The sequence below is a fragment of the uncultured Campylobacter sp. genome, assembly GCF_944323605.1.
GTDB lineage: Bacteria > Campylobacterota > Campylobacteria > Campylobacterales > Campylobacteraceae > Campylobacter_D.
Genome location: NZ_CALUTC010000011.1, coordinates 47,949 through 54,386, shown reverse-complemented (window position 1 = coordinate 54,386; position 6,438 = coordinate 47,949). Strand labels below are relative to the sequence as shown.

7 protein-coding genes and 2 pseudogenes are annotated in these 6,438 nt (G+C 30.3%); 5 read left to right on the top strand and 4 right to left on the bottom strand.

Going from position 1 to position 6,438, the window contains the following annotated elements; translation table 11 throughout:
* The 3 genes and pseudogenes from Q0J35_RS06960 to Q0J35_RS06950 all read right to left on the bottom strand — a co-directional run.
* Positions 1-236: pseudogene (locus Q0J35_RS06960) on the bottom strand (hypothetical protein); the annotation flags it as partial.
* A 98-nt stretch (positions 237-334) separates the two neighbouring features.
* Positions 335-1,324 (bottom strand): Cj0814 family flagellar-dependent secreted protein, encoded by a 990-nt coding sequence (locus Q0J35_RS06955; protein ID WP_297194499.1) that lies wholly within the window; start codon positions 1,322-1,324, stop codon positions 335-337.
* A gap of 1 nt (position 1,325) precedes the next feature.
* Entirely contained in the window at positions 1,326-1,916 is a 591-nt protein-coding gene (locus Q0J35_RS06950) for a hypothetical protein (RefSeq protein ID WP_297194497.1), read from the bottom strand.
* Between the two features lie 107 nt (positions 1,917-2,023).
* Here Q0J35_RS06950 and Q0J35_RS06945 point away from each other — a divergent pair, with 107 nt between their 5' ends.
* The 5 genes and pseudogenes from Q0J35_RS06945 to Q0J35_RS06925 all read left to right on the top strand — a co-directional run.
* Positions 2,024-2,881, top strand: coding sequence for a hypothetical protein (locus Q0J35_RS06945; protein WP_297194495.1), 858 nt, complete (start codon positions 2,024-2,026; stop codon positions 2,879-2,881).
* Positions 2,866-3,462 carry a cysteine peptidase family C39 domain-containing protein gene (locus Q0J35_RS06940; RefSeq protein WP_297194493.1) on the top strand — a complete coding sequence of 199 codons (597 nt, stop codon included), beginning with the start codon at positions 2,866-2,868 and terminating at the stop codon, positions 3,460-3,462. Before Q0J35_RS06945 ends, Q0J35_RS06940 begins: the two co-directional genes overlap by 16 nt.
* A gap of 99 nt (positions 3,463-3,561) precedes the next feature.
* Complete coding sequence (gene modA, locus Q0J35_RS06935; protein ID WP_297194490.1) at positions 3,562-4,311, top strand: molybdate ABC transporter substrate-binding protein; 750 nt, start codon at positions 3,562-3,564, stop codon at positions 4,309-4,311.
* A 44-nt stretch (positions 4,312-4,355) separates the two neighbouring features.
* On the top strand, positions 4,356-5,030 hold the full coding sequence (modB, locus tag Q0J35_RS06930) for a molybdate ABC transporter permease subunit (RefSeq protein ID WP_297194488.1): 675 nt from the start codon (positions 4,356-4,358) through the stop codon (positions 5,028-5,030).
* Positions 5,030-5,910 (top strand): annotated as a pseudogene (locus tag Q0J35_RS06925) (ATP-binding cassette domain-containing protein); the annotation flags it as partial. The gene modB and the pseudogene Q0J35_RS06925, both read left to right, overlap by 1 nt.
* Here Q0J35_RS06925 and Q0J35_RS06920 read toward each other — a convergent pair.
* Entirely contained in the window at positions 5,902-6,399 is a 498-nt protein-coding gene (locus Q0J35_RS06920) for a flagellar FLiS export co-chaperone (RefSeq protein WP_363315712.1), read from the bottom strand. The pseudogene Q0J35_RS06925 and the gene Q0J35_RS06920 sit on opposite strands and share 9 nt — an antisense overlap.
* Between the last annotated feature and the right edge of the window lie 39 nt (positions 6,400-6,438).

The following is a 6,438-nucleotide window of genomic DNA, read 5'->3' as shown; positions in this document are numbered from 1 at the left end:
GCATTTAATCTAAAATCTTTTGGAATTGCCGCTGCCTCATTAAAATCAGCCGTAAAATATCCTTCCTTATCCACTCCATAACCTAGAATTTCACTAACAGCTTGGCTTTTGTCTTTTACTAGCTCATCTAAGCTTTCGTTAGATGAGCTTAATTTTTGAAGCGTTTTTCCAAGCTTATTTAGGTGCTGTAATGTTTGATTATGAGATAAAGAAGAAATACTTAAGTTCTTAATCATAATTTATCCTTCTTACACCTTGTAAATCGCCAAATTTAGATAAAACTTTAAAGAATTTGCTTTTTTTAAATCGTGTTTTGTGTTGTAAAAAATAAATTCTAAACCCTTAAATCAATCTCATGCCATCTTTTTGCATTTTCTTCTATCTGTTTTTTCATTCTTTTAAATTCCTCATCAAAAAATTCTTGTATGGATTTAAGTATTTTATTATACTTTATATCATCATCTTTTGAGTTTTCTTGACTTAGCTTTGAAAGCTCACGCAAAAAGTCTTTTTCATCGCTTAAACTCATTATATTTGGCTTTAAAATAGCAGGGTTTAAAAAAGGCTCTGAGGCTTTTTGGTATAGACTTTGTCTTAGCTCTAGGCTCTCATTACCAAAACCCATAATCTTTCCCCATATAGTAGTTTCTCCCTCCAAAAAGCTTTTTGAATGAGAGTGTAAAAAAGCTGTTAAAACACCTGCTATGCTTATTTCCGCATTTTTTTGATATATGCTATATCCTCTATCAAAGTCAAAATTCATCGCTTCTAGCTTTGAATTTAATATATTTCTATCATAAGGCACTTTTTGCTCTGCTGAAGAATCTGGGCTTATAAACATTGAAGATATTGTAAAACCTTGCTTTGTGCTTATCTGTTTAGATGAGTATTGTTTAAAATCATACAAGGAATCAAGCTCTAAAGTTTTTTCATTAAAGCTTATTGCTTCTGGTAACTTGCCAATGTCCTCTTTACTAAAACTTTTAAGCTCGCTCATACCTAGCTTATCAAGCACTTGAGATAAAACTTGATAAGCATTGCCAAAGCTTTTAGCTATGTCAATAGAGCTAAAAACAGGTGCTATTATGTTAAACCTTTTAAGTGCAGCTTCAGCTACACCTAGAGCGGTTTTATAATGAATTTTTATATCTTTTGGGATATTTGCAAGTTTATTAAAATCCTCACCCAAAAAGCCGTCTTTATCCACAGAAAAGTTTTCAAGGCTTTTTATAGCCTTGTTTTTATAGGATAAGTTCTCCTCTATCAAAGAATTTTCATAAGACTTTCTTGAAGTGTTGATATTTAGTGTAAGCGTATTTATCAAATTAAAAACCCATTAAATTTTTTAAATCTTTTTCATAAGCTCTTTTCATATCTCTTATCATAGAATTATAAGGATTAGCACTTCTTAATTTATAAACTTGTCCTAGAGAATTTATGCCTACGACATAAGCTGATGTTTTGTAATTTATTTTTGGTGCAACAAAGGGACCTAAAAAACTTATGGTTCTAGTTACAGAAAAACTTAAGGTTTCATTTTCTTGCCATTTAACTTCTCTTGAAAATTCTTTAAATCTATCTTTGCTTACTATAGAGTGTGTTTTTGTTGCATTGTCTATATAGCAGCTTGTTTTTCCCAAGGCACATATGCCACCATCAAGTTCACCAGCTCCAAATAAAGCTACAACAGCGTATTCTTTTACTGATAAATAAGAATTTGAATAATTTTGAAAGCTTACAGCCTGAACCACATACCCACCCTTAACTTGTTTTTTCTCATCTAAACTTAATACCTTTACACCGGGGGAATTTTCTGTAAGTTTGCCATCGGTATAATAAGCTAATAAATCCTCTGCAAAAGATAAACTTGCAAGAAAAGCAGATAAACTCAATGCGACAAATATCTTTTTAAACATTTTTAACTCCTTAAAAAATTATATATAAATTATAACATGGTATTTAAAAATTTTTTGATAGAATTTGCAAATTAAATTTATACTTTGTGTAAAAAAGGAAAAATTTTTTGAAAAAAATTTCACTCTTTTTGATACCTTTACTAGCTTTAAATTTATTTGCAAGTGATGAGCTAAGTATAGATAGCCTTTTTAAAAAACAAATTGGTCTTAGAAGTATCACTACTTTTTCTTTGCTTAGCACAGGAAATGAAAACTCATACTATCTTTATCCAAATATAACAGTAGGAGGAGATCCTACCATATGGAATGATACTAAGCAAGGCTTTTTAAGTCAAAGCTTTATATATACCTTACACCCTAAATTTGATATATTATTTTCAGCAAGTGGAAGTTATGCAAGACGCGAATACACAAATTTTTTTACAAATGAATTTGAAGCTAAAGAAAGGATAGGCTTTGATTCTTTATGGCTTGGTTTTATATATACAGGCGATAGCTTTTATGATTTCGTGCCGCAAATAAGTTTTCAAAGTGCTGTGGTGCAAAGAGAAAAGGTGATAAATCAAACAAAGAATTTTTATGTAAAATCTCAAAGCATTCAGCTAAGTGTAAGATCATATAGCGATCCGGTAGTATTTAGTTTATACACCGGCTTTGGCTACAATGCACCTAGAAAATTTGATTTGCTAGAGGTAGAATACGGGCATAGTATATATTTTGGCGGGGATTTATCTATCATACTAAGTCCAAAGATAAGCCTTGATTTAGGGGCTGAACAGAGGTTTCAAACTATGCAAAAGATAAATGGCTACCAAAATTCAGAGTTAAGATCCATACCAACGCTTAGTCTAGGCTCTACTTATAGTATAGATAGCGATACAGCCATAGCTTTAAATGCAAATTTTGGAGGAAGTGCTGCTGCTCCTGATAGTATCTTTGGACTTAGTATATGGAAAAAATTCTAAGAATATTTTTACTTTTTATTTTTGCACCCTTGTGCTTAAAGGCTGAATTTGTAGTAAAATCTTATCAGGAGCTTAAAAATGAAAGGGTGATAAGACAAAACTACGAGCAATCTTGTGGGGCTTCATCTCTAGCTACTATGATAAATTTAATAGATGATGAAAATTTAAGCGAATTTGATGTCTTAAAGCTTATGAGCGAACAAGAGCTTCAGACTGATATGGTGAGTTTTGCTGATTTAGAAACCGTGCTTTCAAAGCTAGGGTATGAAAATAAGTCTTATAAAATCAACAAAGAAAATTTAGATAAGCTTATAAATATACCAATGATTGTAAAGATAGAAGATGATCCTAGATTTCCTCATTTTGTGCTTATTATAAATTATAAGGGGGATTTTTTAGAGATTTTAGACCCTAGCCACGGACGATATATAAGCTCTAAGAGAGAATTTTTAAGACTTTGGGATAGAGAGGGTAAGGGCGGATACGCTTTGCTAGTAAAGGCTAAGAAGGATAAAAAAGATTATAAAATAAAATTCCCTCAAAACTTAAATTTGGAATTTAGAATCTTTGGTAAGCAATAGTTTTATACTAAATCAACATCGATATTTTTAAGCTTTAATTATTTTTTGTAAATGTAAATTTATTATTCTTTTTGGATATAATAAAACCAGGAGCTTGGTATGAAAAAAATATTTTTTTGTTTAGTTTTTTTGATATTAAATTTACAAGCAGAAAAGATTACCGTTTTTGTTGCCTCATCAGCTTCTAAGGCTATGATTGAGATAAAAGATGAGTTTTTAAAAAAAAATACAAACGATGAAATAGAATTTGTTTTTGGAGCTTCTGGAAAGCATTATCATTTATTAAAAAATGGTAGAAAATTTGATATGTTTTTTTCGGCTGATTCAAAATATCCGCAGCAAATAAAAAACGACGGTATTGCTCTTGACAATCCCCAAATTTATGCTCTTGGCGTGGTAGCACTTTATACCTTAGATGAAAATTTGCTTAAAAATGGTTTAGATAGCTTAAGTGAAAAAAAGATAAAACGTATAAGCATAGCAAACCCAAAGGTAGCACCTTATGGTGTCGCAGCAATGGAAATTCTTAATAATATAAAAATTTATGACAAGATAAAAGATAAGATAATCTTAGGTGAAAATATATCTCAGCCTGTTATGCACGTAGATACAGCAGCGGCTGAAGTTGGCATAGTTGCGTATTCTTTAGTGTCTGATGTTAATAATCCAAAAGGTAGAGCATTTTTGATAGATAAAAAATTTTACAATCCTTTAGAACAGTCTTTTGTTATAACAAAATATGCAAAAACAAATTCTAAAAAAGAGGAATTAGCTAAAAGATTTTCTGAATTCGTGCTTTGCGATGAAGGCAAAAAAATTATAAAAAAATACGGTTTTGATGTTAGGTAAAATGTTTTATAATTATTTTTTAATTTATGTGATTAGATTTTAATATGGATTTTGATTTTTTACAAACCTTGCTTCTTAGTTTCAAGTTAGCTCTTGTAAGCACTGTCATTTTGCTTTTTATATGTATTTTTTTGGCTTATATTTTAAGTTTTACAAATTTTATATTTAAAGATCTCTTGCAGCTTATTAGTTCTATGCCGCTTGTTCTGCCGCCTTCTGTGCTAGGCTTTTATCTTTTGGTAGCTTTTTCTCCTCAAAATGCTTTTGGGGCTTTTTTAGAGAAGTATTTTGATTTAAGATTAGTATTTAGCTTTGAAGGTCTTGTTTTAGCCTCCATTATTGCTTCCTTGCCTTTTATGCTAACCCCTATTCAGAGTGCTTTTTCTGCTGTTCCTAAGAATTTAATAGAATGCTCTTATACGCTTGGTAGAGGTAAATTTTATACACTCTTAAGAATAATAATACCAAATTCAAAGATAGGAATTTTAAGCGGTATAATAGTATCTTTTGCACATACAATCGGCGAATTTGGCGTTGTTATGATGATAGGCGGTCATATAAAAGGAGAAACTTTAGTAGCAAGTATAGCTGTGTATGATGAGCTTGATGCTTTGAATTATGATCTAGCACATAAATATGCTTTTATTTTATTTGTTTTTTCTTTTGCCTTACTTTTTCTTTTGTTTTTGATAAATAAGCACTTAGAAAGAAAAAAATAATGATACAAATTCGCATACAACACTCTTTAAATTCTGCTTTTGGCAAGATGAATTTGCTTCTTGAAAAAGACTTAGATGAAGGAGATTTTATATCTATTTTTGGGGAGAGTGGTGCTGGAAAAACTACTATATTAAAAATCATAGCCGGTCTTATAAAACCTGATTATGGTTATATAAAAGTCAATGATAAAATTTGGTTAGATACTGATAAAAAAATAATTTTAAGCCCTCAAAAAAGAAATATAGGCTTTGTTTTTCAAGATTATGCTTTATTCCCAAATTTAACCGTTAGACAAAATTTAGCTTATGGGATAAAAGATAAAAAAAATGCTGATAAAAAAATAGATGAATTTTTAAACTTACTATCTCTTACAAAGCTGGCAAATGCTTATCCAAGCACACTTTCTGGAGGGCAGTCTCAAAGAGTTGCTTTGGCAAGGGCTATACTGAAAGAACCGGATTTGTTGTTGCTTGATGAGCCTTTATGCGCACTTGATTCTAATATGAGGCTCGTTTTACAAGACGAGCTTTTAAAGCTTTATGAAAATTTTAAACTCACAACAATCTTAGTAAGCCACGATATAGCCGAAATTTATAAACTTTCAAATAGGATAATAGAGCTTAAAAATGGCACTGTTGTTAGGGAATGTTTAAGAAAAGATTATTTTTCAAGCTTAAATTCAAATCAAATAAAAGCTATGATTTTAGATATACAAAGCGATGATGAAAAAGTGTTTTTAACTGTTTTGATAGGAAGTGATATATCTAAAATAATCATTGATAAATACGAATTTCAAAGAAAATATCCGTTATTAAAAAACGGACAGATAATAAATTTAAAAAATTTAACCCTCTAGCTAGAGGATTAAAACTATCTAAACAAGGCTTTAAAGTCGAAATTGCTATCATTTATAGGATTTATGCTTTGAGCGTCGCCTTCTATAGCTAAAGCAAGATCATCAAGTAAAGCACTAATTTCTTCTCTTTTATCGTCTATGTAAGCTAACACGCCTTCATAATCACTATTTTCAAGTATTAAAAGTGGATTTTGTATCTCAAATGAAAAGATTTTGGAAGCTAAATTTACAGAAAAATTGTTGTCAAACAAATTTTCTCCCATAAAAGAGCAGTTTTGAATGAGTTGAGAACTTTGAGCATCAAGTAATCTTTTTTGTTCTTCATCTATACCGTCTAAACATCTTTCTTTTATATTTTTGCTAATCTTTTTTAAAGATAGATCAAGCACTTGTAAAGCACCTATAAAATCATTTGCATCACTTATTTGTGAGCCAAAAGTTTTTGCATCAAAACTACTTTTTCCTTGCACCTCACCAAGGTGTTTTTTTAGAATTTCAAGTTCCTTGCTCATAATTTTCCCTTCAAACTAATTTAGCTTAATCAAGCAAAA

Bases quoted from the DNA above. Each gene is read 5' to 3' on its own strand.
- Q0J35_RS06950 (WP_297194497.1), bottom strand. From the start codon at position 1,916: ATGTTTAAAAAGATATTTGTCGCATTGAGTTTATCTGCTTTTCTTGCA.
- Q0J35_RS06940 (WP_297194493.1), top strand. From the start codon at position 2,866: ATGGAAAAAATTCTAAGAATATTTTTACTTTTTATTTTTGCACCCTTG.
- modA (WP_297194490.1), top strand. From the start codon at position 3,562: ATGAAAAAAATATTTTTTTGTTTAGTTTTTTTGATATTAAATTTACAA.
- modB (WP_297194488.1), top strand. From the start codon at position 4,356: ATGGATTTTGATTTTTTACAAACCTTGCTTCTTAGTTTCAAGTTAGCT.
- Q0J35_RS06920 (WP_363315712.1), bottom strand. From the start codon at position 6,399: ATGAGCAAGGAACTTGAAATTCTAAAAAAACACCTTGGTGAGGTGCAA.